This window comes from Mycolicibacterium iranicum (assembly GCF_002101705.1).
GTDB lineage: Bacteria > Actinomycetota > Actinomycetes > Mycobacteriales > Mycobacteriaceae > Mycobacterium > Mycobacterium iranicum.
In genome coordinates, this window is record NZ_LQPC01000026.1 from 68,435 (window position 1) to 88,733 (window position 20,299).

15 protein-coding genes are annotated in these 20,299 nt (G+C 61.4%); 4 read left to right on the top strand and 11 right to left on the bottom strand.

Annotated elements, in window-relative coordinates:
• Nucleotides 1-50 precede the first annotated feature (50 nt).
• Nucleotides 51-1,034, top strand: a complete 984-nt coding sequence (locus AWC12_RS07825) for a hypothetical protein (RefSeq protein WP_085173803.1) — start codon at nt 51-53, stop codon at nt 1,032-1,034.
• Here the strand turns inward: AWC12_RS07825 and AWC12_RS31550 are convergent.
• The 8 genes from AWC12_RS31550 to AWC12_RS07865 all read right to left on the bottom strand — a co-directional run bounded on the left by AWC12_RS31550 (nt 1,029) and on the right by AWC12_RS07865 (nt 13,054).
• Nucleotides 1,029-1,889, bottom strand: a complete 861-nt coding sequence (locus AWC12_RS31550) for a hypothetical protein (RefSeq protein ID WP_234813876.1) — start codon at nt 1,887-1,889, stop codon at nt 1,029-1,031. The two genes, AWC12_RS07825 and AWC12_RS31550, sit on opposite strands and share 6 nt — an antisense overlap.
• 169 nt (nt 1,890-2,058) lie before the next feature.
• On the bottom strand, nt 2,059-2,859 hold the full coding sequence (locus tag AWC12_RS07835; protein WP_085173419.1) for a hypothetical protein: 801 nt from the start codon (nt 2,857-2,859) through the stop codon (nt 2,059-2,061).
• Nucleotides 2,856-4,523: an NERD domain-containing protein gene (locus AWC12_RS07840; RefSeq protein WP_085173421.1), complete on the bottom strand. Its 1,668-nt coding sequence runs from the start codon at nt 4,521-4,523 to the stop codon at nt 2,856-2,858. Before AWC12_RS07840 ends, AWC12_RS07835 begins: the two co-directional genes overlap by 4 nt.
• 70 nt (nt 4,524-4,593) lie before the next feature.
• On the bottom strand, nt 4,594-5,571 hold the full coding sequence (locus tag AWC12_RS31030) for a hypothetical protein (RefSeq protein ID WP_165762784.1): 978 nt from the start codon (nt 5,569-5,571) through the stop codon (nt 4,594-4,596).
• A gap of 345 nt (nt 5,572-5,916) precedes the next feature.
• Nucleotides 5,917-6,915: a hypothetical protein gene (locus tag AWC12_RS07850; RefSeq protein WP_085173807.1), complete on the bottom strand. Its 999-nt coding sequence runs from the start codon at nt 6,913-6,915 to the stop codon at nt 5,917-5,919.
• Between the two features lie 69 nt (nt 6,916-6,984).
• Entirely contained in the window at nt 6,985-7,443 is a 459-nt protein-coding gene (locus AWC12_RS31555; RefSeq protein WP_085173425.1) for a hypothetical protein, read from the bottom strand.
• Complete coding sequence (locus AWC12_RS07860) at nt 7,440-8,312, bottom strand: ParA family protein (protein WP_085173427.1); 873 nt, start codon at nt 8,310-8,312, stop codon at nt 7,440-7,442. The genes AWC12_RS31555 and AWC12_RS07860 overlap by 4 nt, the downstream gene beginning before the upstream one ends.
• Entirely contained in the window at nt 8,309-13,054 is a 4,746-nt protein-coding gene (locus AWC12_RS07865) for a PDDEXK-like endonuclease domain-containing protein (protein ID WP_272937879.1), read from the bottom strand. Before AWC12_RS07865 ends, AWC12_RS07860 begins: the two co-directional genes overlap by 4 nt.
• A 558-nt stretch (nt 13,055-13,612) precedes the next feature.
• Between AWC12_RS07865 and AWC12_RS31560 the strand changes: the two genes are divergently transcribed.
• The 3 genes from AWC12_RS31560 to AWC12_RS07875 all read left to right on the top strand — a co-directional run bounded on the left by AWC12_RS31560 (nt 13,613) and on the right by AWC12_RS07875 (nt 15,710).
• Entirely contained in the window at nt 13,613-13,834 is a 222-nt protein-coding gene (locus AWC12_RS31560; protein ID WP_234813878.1) for a hypothetical protein, read from the top strand.
• Between the two features lie 254 nt (nt 13,835-14,088).
• Nucleotides 14,089-15,375: a hypothetical protein gene (locus AWC12_RS07870; RefSeq protein WP_085173809.1), complete on the top strand. Its 1,287-nt coding sequence runs from the start codon at nt 14,089-14,091 to the stop codon at nt 15,373-15,375.
• A 68-nt stretch (nt 15,376-15,443) separates the two neighbouring features.
• Nucleotides 15,444-15,710: a GmrSD restriction endonuclease domain-containing protein gene (locus tag AWC12_RS07875; protein WP_085173811.1), complete on the top strand. Its 267-nt coding sequence runs from the start codon at nt 15,444-15,446 to the stop codon at nt 15,708-15,710.
• A 102-nt stretch (nt 15,711-15,812) separates the two neighbouring features.
• Here AWC12_RS07875 and AWC12_RS07880 read toward each other — a convergent pair whose 3' ends face one another.
• From AWC12_RS07880 to brxL, 3 genes are all read right to left on the bottom strand, one after another.
• On the bottom strand, nt 15,813-16,190 hold the full coding sequence (locus tag AWC12_RS07880) for a hypothetical protein (RefSeq protein ID WP_085173430.1): 378 nt from the start codon (nt 16,188-16,190) through the stop codon (nt 15,813-15,815).
• Nucleotides 16,191-16,223: 33 nt separating this feature from the next.
• A complete protein-coding gene (locus tag AWC12_RS07885; RefSeq protein WP_085173432.1) occupies nt 16,224-18,071 on the bottom strand; it encodes a DUF262 domain-containing protein in 1,848 nt (615 codons plus the stop codon).
• A gap of 76 nt (nt 18,072-18,147) precedes the next feature.
• Complete coding sequence (gene brxL / locus AWC12_RS07890; RefSeq protein ID WP_085173434.1) at nt 18,148-20,295, bottom strand: BREX system Lon protease-like protein BrxL; 2,148 nt, start codon at nt 20,293-20,295, stop codon at nt 18,148-18,150.
• Between the last annotated feature and the right edge of the window lie 4 nt (nt 20,296-20,299).

Here is a 20,299-nt window from a genome sequence, read left to right on the forward strand (position 1 = left end):
GTCCTCGCGTGATGCCCATACTTGTCGGCGCCGACTCGTACCGTCTTTCCATGGCAACGCGGCGATACTCCCCACCGAGCGATGGCTCGGTGTTCTTGGGGATCCTCGGGGTGCTCTTTCTCGTCGGGTTGGTCATCAAGTACATCTGGTGGTTCGTCAGCGCAGCCGTCGTGGTGGGCGTGGGTGTCGCCGTGTGGGCACTGGTGCGCGAGGAGCAGAAGCGACGGCAACTCGCCGAGGACGAGGCCGCCGACCGGGAGTTCGAGCTGCAGCGCAAGGCCGACCGACAGCACCGTTGGACGCTGATGGGCGATAGCCGGGCCATTTACGGAGAGGCGGGTAAGCCTCCGAGGATGCCGATGGTTGACGCCGACGAGGCTGCGGCCGAGAGTGATCCGACGATCGCGCGAATGGCGACCACGCCGGCCGAGGTGGATGCCTTGGTGCGTGACAAGCCGCGGGGGTGGGAGCAGGCGCTGTTCGCGTCGATCTTGGTGCAGCGGCGCACTGCCGTGGCGGCGCGTCTGCGCGACAGCGAACTGGGGTTTTCAGCTGTTGTGACGGCGCAGGTGTTCTCGGGACGTGAAGTGGCCCGCTGCGTATTGGGTTTCGTCAACGAGATGCTGTCGACGATGCGTCAGATCGAGCGGTTCATGGGGGCGCCGGCATTCATGGGTGCGTTCAGTGGCGCCGACGACGAGTCGGAGGCAGACCCGGAGGCGATTGGGCACATCGCGAACCGCACCATGGATTTCCACGAGCGGTTGCTCGAGCTCTCGGAACGCTGCCGAGGCCTGTCCGTCCCGTTGCAGTACGAGGATGTGGTGGCCGACTGTGCGTTGCTGCTGGACGGTCAGTTGCAGAGCTTTCGGGAGTTCATCGATGACTTCGCCGATGTCGTCGAGGCGCTGCCGCGGGTCCTCGGGCATGCGACCGGCCCGGTGAATCTGGGCAACCTCGGCCTTTACCTGTCGGTGGACGACATGGTGCGGACGCGAATGTTCAAGCGAATAGACGAGATCAGCGGCTCATAGCCATTCGTGGTCGCAGGCGCCGCACCGCCACTTCTCGTTTTGGAGGCAGCAGCCGCCGATGCTGAGCCACGGTCCCCAGGACTCAGGATCTGCAGGCATCCCGTAGACGATGGCGTGTGTACGGGCGGCACCGCAGCGCGGACATTCCGGGTGTTGAGCGAAGCAGTAGTCGACGAAACTCCGGTAGCCGACGGTCTCAATCCGGCGATAGCAGGGACGGCAGAGGACGGCGGGCCAGTCTCGCGCCTGTTCGCGCAGGGACGCAAGGTGAGGCCGGCGCCGGCCGGATGAGTCGGGTGCTCGGATGGGCGGATCGGGGTCCGGCCTCGGTAACGGGTCGACCGTATGGACATGCACGTGGGATGCCGCGTCCTTGCTACCGAGATCCACAGGATCGTTGCAGCCGTCGCAGTAACCGTTGAACTGCAGCAGGTTCCGAGCCGCGACCACCGACGAGTGACCCCAGCGATATGGCGGCGCACCGTAGACCGGGCTTTCGTGCAGCGCGAGGATGACGCGCTCGGCCGCGTCGTCATCGAGGCGCCAGCTCGTGAACGCGTCCGGTAGGTCGAGGACCATTGCCAGAGTGGTCAGGTCGACGAGGTCGGCACGATGGCGGGCCAGGTCCACCGTGGCGCCGCCGAGCGATCCGCCGTCACCGACGCGGGCGAGAACGGTGAGCACCGAAGCAGGGTCGGTGCCGAGGACAAGCATTGCGTAGTCGCCCGGACGCGCCTCACCGAAGGAGTAGCGCCACGGCCGAAGCGGCGAGTCCGGGTTGAGCAGCGTGATGATGCCGGCCTTCCAATCGGCGGCTTCGAGAATGTGGAGACGACGGTGAATCGGTTGCGGCACAACCTATTATCGCAGTCGGGTACGACAACTTCGGCCGTCTTTCCGAGCTAGCCTGAGTCGTCAGAAATCCCTTCGGCGCCGGACATGTACTCAGTTCAGGGGCCCGCTCGACACCCTTCATCATCAATCGACACGCGTGTTACTCCGCATGCCGCCGACGTAATTGCATTTATGAGCCGTTTGGCTGGTCACTTTGAGAAGGTGGAGGCGGTGATGCACAGTTCGGATCGCTCTCCATCTCAAAGTGGTTCGCAGTAAACGTCAGCAGTGAGGGCTCCCCCAGTGCGGCGAGGATTTCGTCAAGGCACTCCCTCACCTCGGATGCGAACCGCCCAGACATGTCACTGGCCCCTACCTCATCGAGGCTCCACAACCGGAGGATCTCGAAGCCGGGCCGAATGTGGATCTGGCGTCTCACTGGTTGTCGGCTCAACCACATGTCGAAACTCTGTCGATCGTCGCGATCCGCGTATCGGCGTTCGAGAAGCCAGTCCCAGAACTCGTTACGTTCCACGTCTTCGCGCCTACATCCCCTAGCACGGTCATCGCGAAGGTCGTCGATCCACTGGTTCAGGTACTGCGCCCCCGTGAGGTGTCGGCGAGGGTACCAACGCATCGCGGGTGCCGAGAAGGGGAATGCCAGCTGGAAGTTGGGAAATATCTCCCAGCGTGACGCGTCTTCCGCCGCGATCAGCCGTTGGACCTTCCCGGGGTCGGAGTATACGGACGTGAACTGGCTCTTCAACTCTGCAGGCCACACCGCCAGGCGCACGTCGGCATCCTCAAGCCAGAGATTGACTCGTTCCACTGACGCGACACTCCCCGTTGGAAATTTGACCGAGGTGCTTGGTTGATACACCTGGCTCGACGTGGCATTTACCGATCCGGCCAGGTATTTGCCATCCAACCCGGTCGCTCGTTGGAGCACCGTGTGTAGGCGGTCGAGCGTCAGGGGGCTCGGCTCATTCATGACGAGACCTCATGTGGAATGTTCAGGCGCCGAGCCAGATCCGGACCACCGACCTCACGGAGGAAGTCTGGATCGCCGCAGACGACGAGTTGGTCGCGGGCGCGCGACAGTCCGACGTAGAGGCGTTCTCGTGAACGCTCGAACGCTGACTCTTCGTTGACCACGAGCACGACCGCGCGGCGCTCCAGCCCCTTGAATCCGAGGACGTGCCCGTAGAAGACCTGTTCGGCGTCCCAGAAGCTGTCCCAGTAGGCGGCACTCCCAGCGGCCTGCCGTTCGCGTTGTTCGGGGTGGCGGGTGCCGGTGGTCAGCAGCGCGACATCTTCTGGTCGCCAACCTTGTTCGAGAAGCAGTTCGACTTCGTCGTCGCCGGCATTCATCGCGTCAGCCGCCGTGCACGCGACGTATTTGACGGCAGGGCCTTCGCCGCCGAGGAAGCGCATCGGGTGGTCGACGAGCGGCTGGAACGCATTGGCGATTTGGCGGGTGTTGCGCAGGTTGTGGTCGAGCATCAGCGGGACGAGGGGCACCGGTGGTGAGCCGTGTCGGTTGAAGACGCGCTGTCCCTCGTCGGAGAAGACGTACAGTCCGCCGGTCTCCTCGTCTTTGAGGGCGGCCAGCAGCGGGTCCCACCAGGCGTCCGCGAAGTCCTGGGCTTCGTCGACGACGATCGCGTCGAACCGATGCCCGGTGTCGAGTTGCGCTGCCAGATTGGCCATTTGGGCGGGAAGATCGTGTTCCCAGAACTGGACGGTGCTGTCGTTCCGCAGTGACTCGTCGGGACCTTCGGGAGCGCCCCAGGTCTTACCCAGGTCGTGGAATTCGCCGACGTAGGCGGGACGTTGGCGCCGGTTCCAGGTCTCGGTGATTCGCTCGAGGTACGAGGCGAGGCCGTGCGAGTAGCAGACCAGCGCGACTCGCTGACCCGCGCGGGCGAGCCGGCGCGCTTGTTCCATGGCGAGGAACGTCTTACCGCTACCGGCCCCGCCGCGAACCTCCACGCGGTTCAGCAGCCGGACGGAGTCGAGGATGACCGACTGATGCTCGGTGAGAATATCTGCGGCGTCCTCGTTTTCGAGGGCACGGGCGACGACGCTGCGCTGCGGCAGTCCTCGTCCGCTCAGCGACTCGCCGAGTTGGGCGATCCCCTGGGCGTCGAGGAGCGGCCGATCGAGTTCCTGACTGTGCAGGATGTGGCGGAGCTTGACGACGATATCGGGGAGGTCGGTTCGGTCGATGACCTTCCAGCGCGGGCACTCGGGCAGCGCGAAGTCCTCGGGCAGATCGGTGTTCGGCAGGACGACGACGTGGTCCCAGCGCAACCGGCCTTGAGTCCAGCGCGGGTCTTTTTCGATGAAGTCGCGCAGCGCGTAGCAGGCTTCGCGGGCTTGGCGGACGGGATTGATCTTGTGCTCGTGGCCACGGCGCTTCTGCCACCAGGTCTCGCCGTCGTGCCAGAGCTCGCCGCCCTTGACCTCGATGCAGATGATGCCGGCGCCTTCGATGGCGACGAAGAAGTCGACCTCGTGATCCTTGAGGTGATCGGTGACGCGCTTGCCGGGGATGACCAGGTCGCCGGGCTCGAGCTGGTCGATCAGCAGCTGGTACACCCGACGCTCGGCGCCGTTGGCCAGGCGTGGTGTTTCAGCAACCGTGATCGTCATCCCCGACGTCTCCCCTCCGTCGAACGCGATGGTAGCGATTCAGTCAGCCGACCGGGATAACTCCGTTGCGTCAGTTCGCTGAGGAGCCGTTGTCCTGCGATCGGCGCGAAAGCTCGATGAGATCCCCCTTGATTGCCCAACCTGGACCGGCCAGTCGGGCCGGTGGTTCGACAGGAAGCAGTTCGCCGGCAATGCACCAGTGGTCAGCAGGATTCCATTTCACACCCGATCGGTAGGCAGAGACCAGACGCGGCTCAGTCCCCAACGCGGCCCAGTGCTGGTCCAGCAGCAGCCGACGGATCTCGTCGAGCCCTGCCGGGAGGTACGTCCCGAGACGCTGCACGACATCGTCGAGGCCTTTAGGGTCAGTGTGCGCCTGAAAGGCGCAGATCACCCCATCGAAGACCTCTTTGACGAGATTGCCCCAGACCGGCTCGCGTCCCTGCGGCGGACGAAGCTGGACTCGGACAGCGAAGGGCGTTGCAGGCGCCGCTGATTCGAACACTTCGATCTCACCTCGCGCAAGGGCTCGCGCGAGTGCCAGCCACACCTTCGCTTGTCTCTTCCCGCCGGCGAACCCGTCCAACGAGATCCAATCGAACGTCGCGAGCGTCCGCACTGGTTCCCAGTCGGTGAACGTGGCCGACCGTTCCCTGAGCGCGTACCGGTAGCGGTACGGACAGTCGGTGGCATCGGGGAACGGGCGTAAAGCGACACCGTGTTCGAACCGAATTCCGTTTCGGCCTGCCGCCTTGAACGAATCGATGTTGTACAGGACCAAGTTCTCGATGTCGGCGTTGGGGCGCTTGTCGCCCATGAACACGGCGTGCAGCACCTGCTCAGACGACGGTTTGAGCTGTCGACAGCGAGTCCTGATCTCGGTGCGCAGGTCGTCCTGCCAGCGCGGGCGACGCTCGAAGCGAATGTAGTCGTCGGACCACGCTTCAACTACTCCGTTGCCGTTCGTCGGTCCCTGAACGTCCCAACGGCCCTCCCTCAGCGGAGGTGATGACGCCTGCCGTGCTGCCGGGGCAGATGAAGCAGTCAAGGCTTGGAGTGTCCCGTGACAGGTTCGGCACGACAGGATCTGCTCTCTCACCTGCTTAGTCGGCCAGTGCGCGAGTTCAGCCAAATCCTGTGCACAACCTTTGACGTAGTGGCCCGTCAACCCGACACCTCGTGAGACCTGACTCGTGAGCCACCGGCAACTCGCGCGATGGAGACGGGCATCAGCCGAGCTGTAACCGCGCGCGATATTGATCACGTGGCCATCCGGATGAGCAGCAAGCCAATCCGCATAACCTTCATCGTCGTCTCGGAACTCAATCATGAATAACCCCCTCCCGCAGAGACGATAGCGAGAGACCCCGACATCCTTGATCCTTTGGTAGGGCTACCACTTTCCGTCGGTCACGACGGTGCCACCGCCGCTGCCGAGGGTGATCACCGTGTCCGGACCGACCGGGACAAACGGTTTCTTTTCAGCACCAAGCTTTTCTCCGACCGCCTTAACCGACGAGAGGATCTCCGATGGAGTGAGGTCATCCGCGTCGGCATTGTAGAAGTCGAACCAAGGGAGACCCGCGTGGACGTAGGCGTCCCGGTCGACCGGCGTGGGCGGCGGAACCTCGCCCGTTATGGCCGTCCACTGCTCCGCCGAGCACAGCTGTACAAAGACCCGAGAGCCTGCACTATGGTCGTAGTCCGCGAGGCCCCGATCATCGGCATAGACCTCTTGCCGCATCCGCCCGCCGGCTCCCAGCCCCATACTCGCGCCCATGGGCTCCGCACCCGTCGCACCGTCCGGCGCCCCGTACAGTTCGAACGCATCGCCATAGACCGGGAGCGACTGCCGCTGGGCAGCACGCCACTGCTCTAAAGCATCTTGGGTCAGACCAACCACCCGCAACTGAACTCCGCCGTGAATCTCTTCTCCGGTGACCTGCCCTTCGACTGTTGCACCGGATCCCAGCGGTACGGCAACAAATTGGCGGATGAAGCCGTGACCGGCGTTAATCCCGTCCAGCCATGGTTGTTCCGGAAGCGGCACGTAGTTTTGGGGTTCACCAATGAGATAGTCAAGCCACGGCAGGCCACTGATGGCGCAAACCTTTCCCACACCGACCTGAAGCGCGGACGGCTCAGAAGCATGAAACGACAGCCACATCGCCTCGCGCTGGTAGATAGGCAGCATGACCCCGCCACGGGTAAGCCACTCCGCCGGAGCCGTGTCCGGGTAGTCGGAGACCCGCCGCAGCGGAAACCGGCCCAGGCCCGGTGGCAGCGGATGCAACCCGGCCTCCGGGATACGCAGTGTCCGCTGGAAACTCACGGTCACCGAGCCCAGTTCCAGCTCGTCGCGGAAGATTCGCACTGGTGGGTCGTCTGTCATCACTGCCTCCATCTTGGTCAACGCAGATATGACTACCACTAAGCTGCGACAGGGCCGGTACCAAATCGGCTATGCGCTTCGGAAGGCGTCACCCTTGCCCGCTCGATCAACGACGCGTTCGACGATGCGACCGACAACTCTGTCGGCGGTCTTCCACCGCATCGCCTTTCCGTCGTGGTTCATGCCGTGCTCGGCGACGATGTCGCGAAGCTGCTCGAGCTCGAGCTCGTTAAGACGCTCCGTCAGACCCGTCTCCCCCACTTCTGCGTAGACCGTGTAGGGATCCCACGGTCCCGGGGCGCGACGCCCACGCTTCGGCTGCGGCTTCGCGGCCCCGGCCGTCGCGGGCCGGGCAATCGCTTCCGCCTCACCATCAACGGTTGCTAGCGGCCTACTGACGCCGAGCACTTCGCTCAGGCGAGCTCGAAAGCCGTTGTTGCGGGCCGCTTCTTCGGCAACCACTGTCGCCAGGTTGGCGAGGACCGCTGCAAGATCATCGTGCGCGACGCCGGCGCCGTTCGACGTCACAGCTGGGCCTCCGCTCGTTCGGTGAGTTCGAGAGTCAGATCCTGCAGTTGCCCATAGAGGCTCGTCGGCCGCCAGCGCTGCTTCAAAGTGTTGGTCGCGACGAACTCTGCCGCCTCTTCGATCGCGCTTCCGTACGGTATAAATGCACGAAACAGCTTGGGTACCTTACCTTCATCGACACCGCGGTGTAGTGAGCGAATCGTGTTCTCGTGAATCTTCACTCCAAGGCGATACATGTTCACCACGGTGCCGAGTGGCGTAACTCGACGGTCGAGGCTGTCCGCGAAGCCAGCGACGCGGTTCATGATCTGCGGTATTCCGTACGTGCTGAGGATGTCTGGCTTGGTGGGGATCACATACCCCTGCGACATTCGGAGACCATTCAAGGTGATGATGCCGAGATTCGGCGGGCAGTCGATCAGAACGTAGTCGTATTCCGGGACCAAGGCCGACGTCGCCTTGTGGAGTAGGTCCACCGGGCGGTCGGTGTGGAAACGACCACCACGAGCGGCGGCCAGATCATCCTGTACGTCGATCAGGTCCAGGCTGCTGGGCAGCAGATCCAGAGTTCGAACGGCGGCAATCGGGGATGCCTCTCGGTACAGCGTCTTATCGAGATCAAAGCGGGGAGCGTCGCGCTCAGGGCGGATGGAGTCCTGAAACAGCGGAGCCAACGTGTGACCGGCGTGGTTGGCTTCCCTCCAAGCGTTCTCTCCGATCAACATCGTCGTTGAATTCGTCTGCGGGTCAAGATCGATTACTAAGACACGTTTATCGAACTCGCCCGCAAGGATTTCCGCCATGGCGACGGTCGTTGTGGTCTTCCCCACGCCGCCTTTGAGGTTGATGATGCTGATTACGTAGGTCACAAAGTTCCTTCTGCAGGGTGGTCACTGGCGCGTTCAGTCTCAGGGTCCGGCAATGGGACCAGCATGATCGCCCGCGTCAGCACTGCTTTCGCGTTGTCGGTGAGTCTTTCGAGGCCGAATCGGTGAAGAACCCTGCGGAAGAGCTCTTCTACAGTGCTTCCGTGTAATTCGCGCGAAATCTCCGCGAGGTGGTGCGCTAGCTCTGCGGGAGGAACCGAACGGAGCGAGCGCGGCCCAAGCTCGCGGGGGACGACCTCGGGCTGGGACGCCAAGCGGAAGGTCTTCGGCTTGACGCCCGCATCGCCTAGCGGATTGTCGGAAACGATCATTCCTCGCCGCTCAGCGCTGGTGATGGCTTGGTTCAAAATCTGCGCGATCTTCTTGCCCACCACCTGGCCGCCTGCAGCTTTGGCATACGCCTGGTGCAGCCGTTCCCCTAGTACCGGTCCTTCGACAGCGACGATCTTCGCAATGTTCGTGGAGACGGTGTCGAGTCGGCTTTCGGCAATGCCGGGAAGCGGATCGTCGAACGTGGTGTATGCCTGAAGATTGAATGCACCATGCTTCGAAAACTGTTCTGCGACATAGTCTTCGGATAGGTCATCATTGAGTACGTTGTCATGGACCGGTGCCTCGAAGTCGGCAGCTGCGACTTCGCCGCCGGCAACTTCCGCACCCTCATCCGCAGTGGCTACCGAGGTCGAGGCGTTTGATGCATTGCCGACATCGCCGGTTTCCTCATCCTCGCCGTCGAACGCAAGATCCGGCTTGATATTGCCGACATCAGATGCCCAGATACGCTCGTCTCTTGCGGCTTCCAGATCCGCTGAGGCAACTTTGACGTCGTCAGGCAAGTCGCGATTGGCACCTGCGAGCCCGACGTCGACCACTGCCCGGGAGTCCTGGACCAGAGGCGCTTCGTCCGTCGGGATTGAGTCCGACTCGTCTGCTGTGATGGCAACGTCGACGGCGTGCTCATCCTCCTCGAAGTTCGGATCGATCCAATCGGCCGTTCGGATGTCGAGCTCGTCGAGCGTCTTCCACAGCTTGCCAAGCGAACCTGCCATGTCCGCGTAGAACAGTGATTCGCGGATCCGGAAGAACTCCCAGCCGCAGCGCTCCAACTCGCGTTGTCGCGCGAGATCTGCCTCGTATGCGTCGGGCCCATGCCAGAAGTCGCCGTCACATTCGACCGCTAACTTACCCTTCGCGCCGATGATGACCATGTCGATGTTGTATCCCTGTGCGGGGTATTGCGGATGGACGGTGTAGCCGCGGTCGACGATGCGGTTGTACACCCGCTGTTCGAATAATGACCCGAAGGGCGAGACAAGACGGTCTTCGGGGACGACGCCGAGCGTCGTGGTGTCGGCGTCCTTGCGAGTCCGATTGGCTACCCCGTAGCAATAGTCGAGAAGCTGATACCGCATGCACTCGGGATTCGTCAGATCTTCGCGAGCCATTGAGTGGTACACCCACATTTGATCTTTCGCGCGTGAGGCCGCGACGTTGTAACGCTGCACGTACTGTGTCGCCGTCAATGCTGTCATGCGGCGATCCTCGGACGGGGCTTTGACCATCGACAAGAACATGATGTCGCGTTCGGAACCTTGGAAGGCCGACGCGTCACCACAACGCAGGTCGCGGGCCTTCCACTCTTCCGGCGGTACCGCGTCGAGCAGCTTGTGCTCGATGAGTCTCGCCTGCTCCGCGCCCAACAGCGAGATGACGCCCATCGTTTTGCCGTCGTACTGCGGTTCGGCAATGCATTTGAGGATCTGGTCGACGATGGCTTCGGCTTCGACCACGTTGGTTTTATTGTCAGCCTCGTAACCGTTGGGCAGGTGGACAATACGGATGGGCTCCAGCCGTTCGGCGCCGAATTGGCGCACCGGTACGAGTCGGATGCCTTCGGGTTCGTAGGCCACTCGGTTGGAGAAACCGATGATCTCGGGCACGCAGCGTCGGTGCTCGACCAGCGTGATCTTGCCGCCGAACCGCATCGTCGCCTCGTCGAAGTAGCTCCGCTTCGGATTCATCCACGATGCGCGGAATGTATCGGTCGCGAGGAATTGATTGGCAAGATCATGCAGCTGCTGCTGATCGACTCCGACTGCCGAAGGCGACACCTGCTTGTCATCACCGATGACGACGATTTTGGGTGCCAGGTACTGAAGGAAAGTTGCCTCAAGACCGGCCTGCGACGCCTCGTCAACGATCACCACGTCGTACAGGTTCGGCTCGACGCGTACCTGTTCGGCTATGCGGTAGATCGGCATGATCCACACCGGAACCGAAGGGCGGCAACGATCCATCGCATCGGTGATCTCGGCGCGCTGCTTCGCCGCGTACTTGCCGGTCCCTTTCCCCAGTGCGGCAACGAGCTGAGCGTATTGGGTGAGATTGGCACGCGCCCGTCCGGTCAACCGTCCCGGCGCCACGGCGTGGCCCCATGCGCGTTCGGCTGCGAGGCGCTCCACTTCGTTGCGGATCTGACTGTCGATGTTGTTGAGCTTCACCTTGAGCGCATTGACGTCTTCGTCGTCCTGGGCGAGGACCCACCGGCTGGTCATCTGCCAATGCCAGGCCTCTGCGTAGGTGGCGAGGCGTTCGTCCCATTCGACGGCGTCAGGCTCCGCACGGATAGTTTCTGCGATACGCGGGGCCGATGCCATGAGCAGCGTGTGAATCCGGTTGCGCTCGGCGACGGTATCGGCCACTCGATGGAGATGCTCGAGACGGTGGCGAGCAGCGTTGAAGCCACTGAGGTCTCGATCAGACACTGCACGTACGAGCTCAGCAGTGATCTCAACTAGGTTGGGACGAGGTCGACCCTCGCAGATCGCGACGGCGAGCTGCTCGATCGGATGTGACGCCGCCGCGGCAGCGTCGCTGGCAGCGGCGGCTTCGACCAGGATGGCGTAGCGCCTGATCTCTTCGAGGTCGTTCCAGTTGGGGACGGGCAGGGAATTTCGTTGAAACCAGTCGCGTTCCAGTTCGATCTGATGGCCGAGCGCGAGGACCTTGTCAAGCTGCTTGACTTCTGTCCAGTGCCATTGGACTTGTTCTTCGAAAGTGTCCTCTTGCGGTATTTGCACCGATGCCGGCCACGCCTGATCCATGGCGGCGATGACTCGGCTCGCCTCCACCCATTCGACCACTGCGGCGAGCTGCTCCGCGGTCGTGGCCGGCACTCCGTTGACTTTGACATCCCGGAAGAAGCCGTCGCTCTGCTTCACAGCCTTCGGTGTGAAGGCTCCCAGCTTGGGTGTTCCGTCCGCCTGGACCTTGATCTTGCCGCCCGATTGAAGATGCGCAAGAAGCGTTTTGGCGATGTGCTGTTGGATGCTGACGTCGCCAGCCACCGCAACGGTCGTAGTTGGGCCGAGGCGCGCGATGATGGTCGAGGCGCCGGTAGCCAGACTCTTGATCTGTTGAGATCGCTTGATCCACGTCTGCTGGCGGCCGCTGCGTACGTCGCGTAGCGCTTCGTTCATCCAGCTCTCGTGGCGCTGCTCGAGCGCCGTCGCGCGTTCCGCGAGCGCAGAAACGCGTTGCCGAAGTTCATGCCTGAGCGCGGGATGAAGTGATCTTACGAAGTTGAACGTCTCGTGGGTGAGCAGGGCGCCGAACCGCTCCTTGGCCGCGATCGCTTGCTGTTCGCGAAGCACCATGGTCGTGAACACATCCGAAGACGGCACGAGGTGCAGCGACGGCAGTTCATCGACGGCTTCTGCTTCGTGCTCGATAACGTCTGGGTCGAGAAGGATTGCGCGCCAACGGTTGATCTCGGCGTTGGACACGGTTGTTCCGGAACCACTCGGGTCGACCTCATACTCGCGGATCCACCCTAAGCGGGGCTCGTCTTGAAGGCAGCGGTAAGCGATAGCCGTAAGCGTGCCTTCGGCTGGGCCATCGGTGCGCGTCTCGATTTCCAGCCTACGGACAGCCATGAGCCGCGCGTACGTCTCGGCGCGCTCGCGACGCAGCGCGTCGAGACGCAGATGGTGTTGTTCGATGGCCCTGCGCGATTGATCAGGCTCGAACTCGTCAGCGCGCCTGGAGATGCTGTCAACCGCGGTGCGCAATTCGGCCATGTCAGAACGTGATTGGCCGATCACGGACACTGCGAGGGAGCGGATCTCCTGCGGCAGTTTGGCACGCACTTCGCGCAGTGCGCGGTCCGTGTGGGCCGTGATCAGGACACGCTTGCCCTGGGCAAGCAGATGGGAGACGAGCGCGGCGGCCGTGTGTGTTTTGCCGGTTCCGGGCGGGCCCTGCACCACGGTCTGTGCCGTGGTGTCGACGCGGTCGATGATGCGGCGTTGCTGCTCGTTGACGGGTAGCGGAAGGAAGTCTTCGTCGTCGATGGTGACGACGGCGCCCGGGCCATCGCTGGTGTGTGCCTCGGGCTGCCGGTCCGGATCAATCAGGGGCAGAACACCTGAGGGGACCTGGTTGCTTTCTAGGATCTGCGCGACGATCTGCTGGTAGATCTGGACCAGACCGCGGTTCGTTCGGCGCCGAAGGATCAGTGCGGGCGCGAAGGCACCCTTGGGGCCAATTCCCGTAGGGGCGGCGACGACATCGTCGTACGCCGCATCGGGGTCAAGTCTCAGGATCAAGCGACGGCAGAGTTCACCGATCGCAGCGGCGTCAAGCACGTGACCCGAGTAGTCCGCGGCGTCTGCCCTGATTTCGTCGACAGCGGCAGGCGACGAGATCAGTCTGGGCTCGAGCATGTCGGTTTCGATGACCAGGGATTGCGGTGACGGCACCTGGGTGACGCTGAGCGTGCCGGACGCTTCGTTGAAGGAGATGGCAACCTGTGCGGTGGCCACGTGGCGCTGAACTTGGTCATGATTCTCGGGCCGCCACGCGAGACAACCGACGCCGACGACGAGCTCGAACTCCTCGCTGTGATCGGTTGACTTCAGGAACAGCGCAAATAGTGTCTTGTAGAGGTCACGCGCGACCAGGTCATGACGCTCCCGGTCGGCCCAGGCCTGCCAGGTGACCAGCCACTCGCCGAACGGTTTGGTGACTCCGATCGCTTCGGTGAGTAGTACACGCCGCGGGTCCCGTTCCTCGTCGGGCTGGTCGTCATCCGGCGAAGGCTCTGGCCTCCACCTTTGGGGCTCGTCGGTGAAGATCTCGTCGTGCAGTGTTGGTTGCTGATCGATGTCGTCGAATGGACCTTCTACCCACTCGATCAGCGAGCTGGGCACTGCCGGCGGATCAAGCCGCGGCACGCGGTCAACTTCCAGTAAGGGTTCCTCGGCAGCAAGGTCGGACATGCCGTGGCGACTCCGGACGGCGGGATGGGCCGGCATATCGCTAAACCAGACGGCTTCCTCGAAGCCGGCGACAGTGCGAATCGGCTTGACCAGCAGCTCTTGCGTGCGTCCGAGGAACGTGAACAGATTGACCGCCTTGCGGACCAGGACATCAACGTCCGACTGCTGGTCAATCGACATCAAGACACCCCTCGGCTAGCTTTAGAAGATCCCCACGCGATCTGATTGCTGGCAGCGTATCGGGCGGGAGTGTCCCAATTATGGGAGATAGGTATGACAGCTGACAAAAGTTTGCGGAGAGTTGGCGTCAGCCCGCACGGCCGGCTCGTCCTATCGCCAGAGCGCACAGAGCCACGTCAAGTCGTGACGAGGCGCCTGCGTTTGCCTCTGTGCCGTCGGTTCGCGAACGCTTCAAGGACACGCAGCTGACGGCGCGCAAAGCTTCACCTATGGTGGGGACGCAGACTGGGGAGGATGCGATGACTGAGACCGGGGGAAGTGTGGTGCCCGTGTGGACGTTGGCGACGCGGGATACGCCGCTGCCGGCGATACCTTTGGGCAATTCCATGACACCGGAGCGACTGGCCGAGATCCGGACAGTCCTCGCCGCGGTCGCAGATGCGCCGATCGCAACCTTGGACGCACGACCCGTCCCTGCAGATTTCGACCGCAGCTCAGGGTTAGCGCTTAGTAGCGCGAGCCCCCTGGCGACCCATCTGTCGCAGCTCGTGTCCTCGGCACCAAAGACGGGTGCAGCGGCGGCGGCTCTATCCGGCGAGACGTTGTATCGGATGGTCGTGCCTGCGAAGGTGGCCGGACAGCTCGGTACCAATATGGTGAAGCCGATGGCGTCCAAGGCGGTGGCCGGTGGTGTGCACAGCGCGCTGACGGGTTCTAAGGGCATCGTGGCGCAGGCGTCATTCGTGCCTGTCAAGGCCGGATCTGCGGCGGGCGCTGGGGTGGCGGCGGCGGGCGCAGGCGCGTTGACCGTCGCTGCACCCCTCGTGATGATGGCTGTCGCTGTCGGAGTCAGTGCGCACGCGGAGCACAAGCGGCAGCAGGCGATCGAGAACATCACCGCACTGCTCGAGAAGCTCCATAGCGACGCGCTCCAACGAGAGCGTAGCGCCCTCAACGGTTGTCGGGACGCAATCGAGAAGGCACAGGCAATCTTGTTAGATCAGGGCCGTGTCGGGGTTTCGTTGGGCCTCGATTCAGCCGTATATGCCATCAACACCGCCCTTGTCGAAGCAGAGGAGCGATTGAAGAAGTGGCTTGCTGGTCTCGACGAGATCGGCGATGCCCCCGTCGAAATTGCAAAGCTCAAAAAGACTTTCGCCGGAATCGACCAAGAGACAGGTGAGTTCTACGCGCACCTCGAATTGGCGCAGTTGGCCATTGCCTTGAAGAAGCGAGTAATCCTCATCCAGGCTGTGGAACACGCGCAACACGATCCGGCAAATCCGTTCGAAAACTTTGTGCAGACGCTCCGGTCCGATCAGCAGAAAGTATCCGATTTGGAGTCTGGCGTTGAGCAGGTGTTGTTGCGATTGTCCGACCTGCAGCTCGATCGGTCGAGGGGTATCCGCGACAAGGTCTTCTCGTCAGGCGCAGTGGACAACATGCTGCGCACGTCCCATCGGCTTCATCAGCTTGGTAACCGAGTTGCATTGCCGGGCAGGTCATCCGATGTCGAGATTGAGATGGTGCGCAGCCGTGACGGCTCGGTGGTGGTCCTGCCCGCGAGGCGGGTTGACGCGGCGTAGAGCTTCACCGTCAATATGTCTCAGTGCAGCTGAGATTCGTGGTACGCCGTTGATGAGAGGATTTGCAGTTGCCAGCGCTCTATAAAGACACCGGGTACACGCTGAACCACCTTGTGTTGGATATCGGCGCGGGGCGAATTGCTCTGCCGGATATCCAGAGATCGTTCGTGTGGTCTTCGGCGAAGGCACGTGACCTACTCGACTCCATGTACCGCGGCTATGCAATCGGCACCATCAGGCTGTGGGAGACGGGCGTCGAGACCGGAACTTGGAAAATCCGCGACGGCGAGGACCGCTCGCCGCAGCATCTGATCGTCGATAGTCAGCATGGTTGACCTCCTTATTTGAGACTGCCGCACGATCAGGTGACAGTGTGACCTGACCTACCGCTCGGTTCCAGATTGACAAGTTGTCACCTATTTGAACAGACCCCGGTATCAGCGACGTCCAAGCGCATCATGAGCTTTCCTCCCCAGCACCTTGACGGCCTCGACGCGATCAACTTGCTGAGCAGTGAGCACTCGTTCGGGGCGCATGAGACGTGCGATGTCATCTTGGGATGGATCGGATAGCTCGGCGACAAGGTCGCGAGCCTCCTCCACATCGATGTTCTCGAACGAGTACAAGCCGCCTTGCGCTCCCCGAAACTCCTCGGTCACGAACCAGTTGGCAATGAACACTCGGCTGCGAGGGACGAGTGTCCAGACCTTGTCTCGATCGATCGCCGAACGCGCCCCGGGTCGCGTGATCCCAAGCCATGCCAGCTCGCCGGCTTCCCCGATCACTTTCCAGAATTCGCAGTTCGGATTACTCACTCAGCCACTCCTCTGCTTCGATGCCCGTGTCATCTACGCTTCTGCAGCGGCGATGAGGTGGGCAGGGTTCCACACGCGCTTCGCAAGCTGCTTGTACAGTTCGCCACGCTCGTCGATATCGTCCGCCTTGAAGTCCTCATACGGGCGGAAATTGAGGCCCGTTGCCGAAACGAACTTTACGAAGCCCGGATTCTTCTCGTAGGAGAGTTGATTCAGACTGGCGGCTAGTAGGTTCTGCTTAAAGTAGTGCGGAAGTTTCTTGCCGAAGGTTGAGTCGTTGTAACTCGCGTTGAATGACTTCGGAAGTAGCAGTAAGCCACCGATACGGTTGCGGTGGCGTTCAAACGCGGCTTCGTGATCGAACTCGTCCTTGTGTCGGTTGAAGTGGTCCGCCCAGATGTGCTCTACCTCGTAGCGGATGCTCTTCTTTCCGTTGTTGGCTAGCTCGTCGTATCGCGTTTCTCCGCCGGACGACGTCTCGAGGTAGTCGGCGATGCGTGCGAGGAGCAGATGTATCCGAGATCTGTTCTGCTGATGCAGGATCAGATCATCGTTGGTATCGAAAGTCTCCGTTTCCTTCTTGAGTGTGTCGGTTAGCTTCTTCGCAAGCTTCGGCACATTCAAACCCCGGATATCTCGCATGACGTTGAACATCGCGTACGACATCGTCGAGTACGCCGTGCTTCGGTTGTTCCAGATCCGCCATGCAACGAGGATGTCGACGAACCGACCGACCAACTCGAACTTCCGATCGATCGTCGGCCCGTCATCGTCCGGTGTGAGCGGAGCCAGCAGCAGCTGATCCTGCAGTGTGAAGCCGAAGTCGGTGTTGTAGGAGATAAACCTCAGCGGAGACAGAGGGTCGATCAGGCTCTTCGATGCGTCAAGAATCCGCAGGTACTGGTTGGAGTAGAAGTCGAAGTCTTCGAGTATGAAGTCGAGGAATTCGGCCTTGCTTTTCAGACCAACGCGCGAGTGGTTCGATCGCAGCCAGCGGTGAAACTCGGTGCCAATTCGATCCCAGTCCTCGGGTTGTGCTGCCTTCTTGCGCTCGCGGATCTTGTCGGCGTATTGGCTACGGAGCCATGTCTTAAGAAAGTCAGCACCCGCGTCGTCGGCGAAGTCGTTCAACTCGCGGAGCCGCCTGCGCCACAGGTCGTTCGCCTTCAATCTCGGCGCACCGTCTTCGATGTTGGCAAGGAGGTAACCCTTGAGCATGTCCGCCGGCGTGAGTTTCAGACCGCGATCGTTCATCGTCTCGAAGATCGTGTAGGCGTCGTCGTCTGCGTAGGCCGTGATCTGCACGATCTGGACTCGGTTCTGCAGCCAGTCGATGAAGAACGGCAGCGCGGGCCCGCGCAGAGGCTCGGGAAAGATCCCGGCCAACTCGTCGTAGCGAGCGACAAGGGTGAGGACCGACTCGGGCGCTGCCTTCGGTACCTGGAAGGAACCCTTGTCGTACAGGGCGACCATGCAGTCGTAGCGGTCCTCGACGTCCAGGTTGAAGGACCGTTCTCCGTAGGTTTCCGAGAAGATGAGCTCGTCGATGTCGACCTTGTCAGAACGTCCCTCTTGTAGGCGACGCAGGAATGTCAACAGCAACGTCAGGCTGGTGAGCCGTTGTTGCCCATCGACGATAAAGGGTTCTCCGTCCTTCTCCGAGATGATGATCGATCCGAGGAAGTAGTACGGGTACTTTTCGACTTCCTTGCGCGCATGGGATGGATCCCAGGCTTGCTCGAACTTCGACGTGAGGTCGTTGATCAACTCGGCCAGTTGCTTTGCTTCCCAGCGGTATTCACGCTGGTAGTAGTCGATGGAGTACTTGTTACCCTTCAGGATGTCCCGTATCGATTTGGCAACGCCGTCGATCTTCTTCATACCCTCGCCCTCACGTTACTGGCATCTCGCAACCACGCTCTACCAAGAATGTTCGGCATCGCATTGCGGCAAGCCCTCATGACGAATCTTCTGTCTGACGGATGTATGTCACTCCGAACGCAACGACCTGCCTGAACTCCTGGCGGCGGGAGCCGATATCGAACTGGCTGCCGGAGCCCTTTTGAAAGATGTCGAGACCTCGGCCGAGGAGGATCTTCCAGCCGTTGTCTGCTCGTATAGACCTGTCGTGGATAGACTCGTCCCACTCGACATCGAACTTGATTCCGACCGAGGCAGCGCCATCTTGAATGGCCTTGAGCATCAACAGTTGCTGCTGCTGATACTCAGGTTTGTCCTCTTTAGTCACCAATTTCACGGCGATCTCTTCTGCGGGGTCCTTCGCTGACGCCAGCACAGCGAGAAGGTCGACGAGATTACGTCCTTGGTGCGGAGCCCGAATATAGGGGTCGATGACGGTAATCTCCGCTGCCCCGTGAAGGTAAGGCAGCAGCAGACTTTCGTAGGAGACGCCCTTCTGATTCTCCTGGAAGTCTCGATGCCCCTCGAACAGCGGCTTAGGCTTCGGCGGGTCATCTGAAGTCGTAGCGGCGGGAGCCTTGAGTTCCTCAGCATCTGAGGTGACGCGGCCGGCTTCCTCATCCGGTCGCCGACGCTGGTGATAATAGTTCGGGTACTCGTCCTCTTCAAGCGTTGTGACAGAACGCCATTCGCCGTCCTTGTTAAGATAGCCGAATTTGACGTCAGCCATTGTGGAGTCAATGCGGAGGATCTGGTCTTTGACGCGTTTGCGGCCCTCGATAGCAAACCGCAGGATCTCCTCGATCTCGTCGGTAGTCGCCTCGCCCTGTGGGTGAAGGATCTTCATGAGACCGGAGAAGGTCTTGTGGACGCCGTCTCGGTCACGTGTCGAGATTTCGGAGCCGAGCGTAAAGTGCTGCTGGTAGCGGTCGGAGAAGTCCGAGTCACGCATGGACTTGAGCACTTCGGCGATGTAGTCGACGACGAAACCGTATCCCTCGGAGAACATCTCACCACGGATGGTGTCGACCTCCCATCCGGGGATATAGAAGTGCAGGCGGTCGAGGTAAGCCGAGTCGTGGTAGCTCTCGGGGAGTTCATCGAAGAGATCCGAGTGCTTGAGCATGTAGGGCACGTTGTGTGATGTGTTGCCTACGAACACCATGGACGCTTCGGCACCCAGAGTTTCGACACCACGGGAGAACGATTTGTTGGCCATGTAGTTCTTCATGATGTCGACGAGCGCCTTGTCGGTGCGCTTCTTCTTGCCGGCGAACTCGTCGAATGCCACCACGTCCCAGTAACCAACCAGCCCGAGACGTCCGTTGGAGTTGTTCACGAATAGCTTGGCGACGGTGATCTCGCCGCCGGAGATGAGCATGCCGTGCGGCGAGAACTCAGAGAAGATGTGCGACTTGCCGGTGCCCTTGGGGCCCAACTCGACGAGGTTGTAGTTTCGCTCGACGAATGGGATTAGCCGTACGAGTTGGATGAGCTTTGCACGCCGGCCGAATAGTTCTGGATTGAACCCGATTGACTGGATTAGCAGGTCGATCCATTCGTCGGTTGTGAACTCGCGACGCGAGGCGACATAACCGTCGAAGTCGAAGTTGGAGAGCTGGATTGGTTTGATGGAGCCCAGAATCCACGGGACGACGCGGGCGTTGTCGCTGTGCTGGTATTCGATGTCGCAAATGCACCAGACGCCGCCGACCAGCAGCTTGGGGTGGGCCTTGATGGTCGCGGGCGCGACGATCACCTGCTTGATGCCGAGGTTTGCGAACTCGGCCTCATAGGTGTCGTCCTTTTCGTTGAGCTGGACTTGGACCTTGTCGATGGCGCGGTAGCGGCCCCTTTCGCGTATGTGAGACTTCACGAGTTCGGCTTGGTTGCGGTGCACGTAGTGGTCGGCGAGGATCTTGCGAACACTGTCGATTCCGGACTGGATAGTCGCCTCATCGTCAGAAGCCGCGTATTGGCCAAGAAGGTACTCCAGCACGAATGACGGCACGATTGCGTTGCCTTTGACGGCCTTCACAAGGTCCTTGCGCACCACAGCGCCACCGAAGACACCGTTGATCTTCTCGTCGAGTGCTGACTTCTTCGGCGGCGCTGCCGAGGACACGCTGGGTACGCCGTCCGAATGGCCGTCATCCGCTACGGCTAGGTCTGTCTGCTCGGTCATATCG

Bases quoted from the DNA above. Each gene is read 5' to 3' on its own strand.
- AWC12_RS07825 (WP_085173803.1), top strand. From the start codon at position 51: ATGGCAACGCGGCGATACTCCCCACCGAGCGATGGCTCGGTGTTCTTG.
- AWC12_RS07835 (WP_085173419.1), bottom strand. From the start codon at position 2,859: ATGAATGAGCCGAGCCCCCTGACGCTCGACCGCCTACACACGGTGCTC.
- AWC12_RS07840 (WP_085173421.1), bottom strand. From the start codon at position 4,523: ATGACGATCACGGTTGCTGAAACACCACGCCTGGCCAACGGCGCCGAG.
- AWC12_RS07850 (WP_085173807.1), bottom strand. From the start codon at position 6,915: ATGACAGACGACCCACCAGTGCGAATCTTCCGCGACGAGCTGGAACTG.
- AWC12_RS07865 (WP_272937879.1), bottom strand. From the start codon at position 13,054: ATGCTCGAGCCCAGACTGATCTCGTCGCCTGCCGCTGTCGACGAAATC.
- AWC12_RS07870 (WP_085173809.1), top strand. From the start codon at position 14,089: ATGACTGAGACCGGGGGAAGTGTGGTGCCCGTGTGGACGTTGGCGACG.
- AWC12_RS07885 (WP_085173432.1), bottom strand. From the start codon at position 18,071: ATGAAGAAGATCGACGGCGTTGCCAAATCGATACGGGACATCCTGAAG.
- brxL (WP_085173434.1), bottom strand. From the start codon at position 20,295: ATGACCGAGCAGACAGACCTAGCCGTAGCGGATGACGGCCATTCGGAC.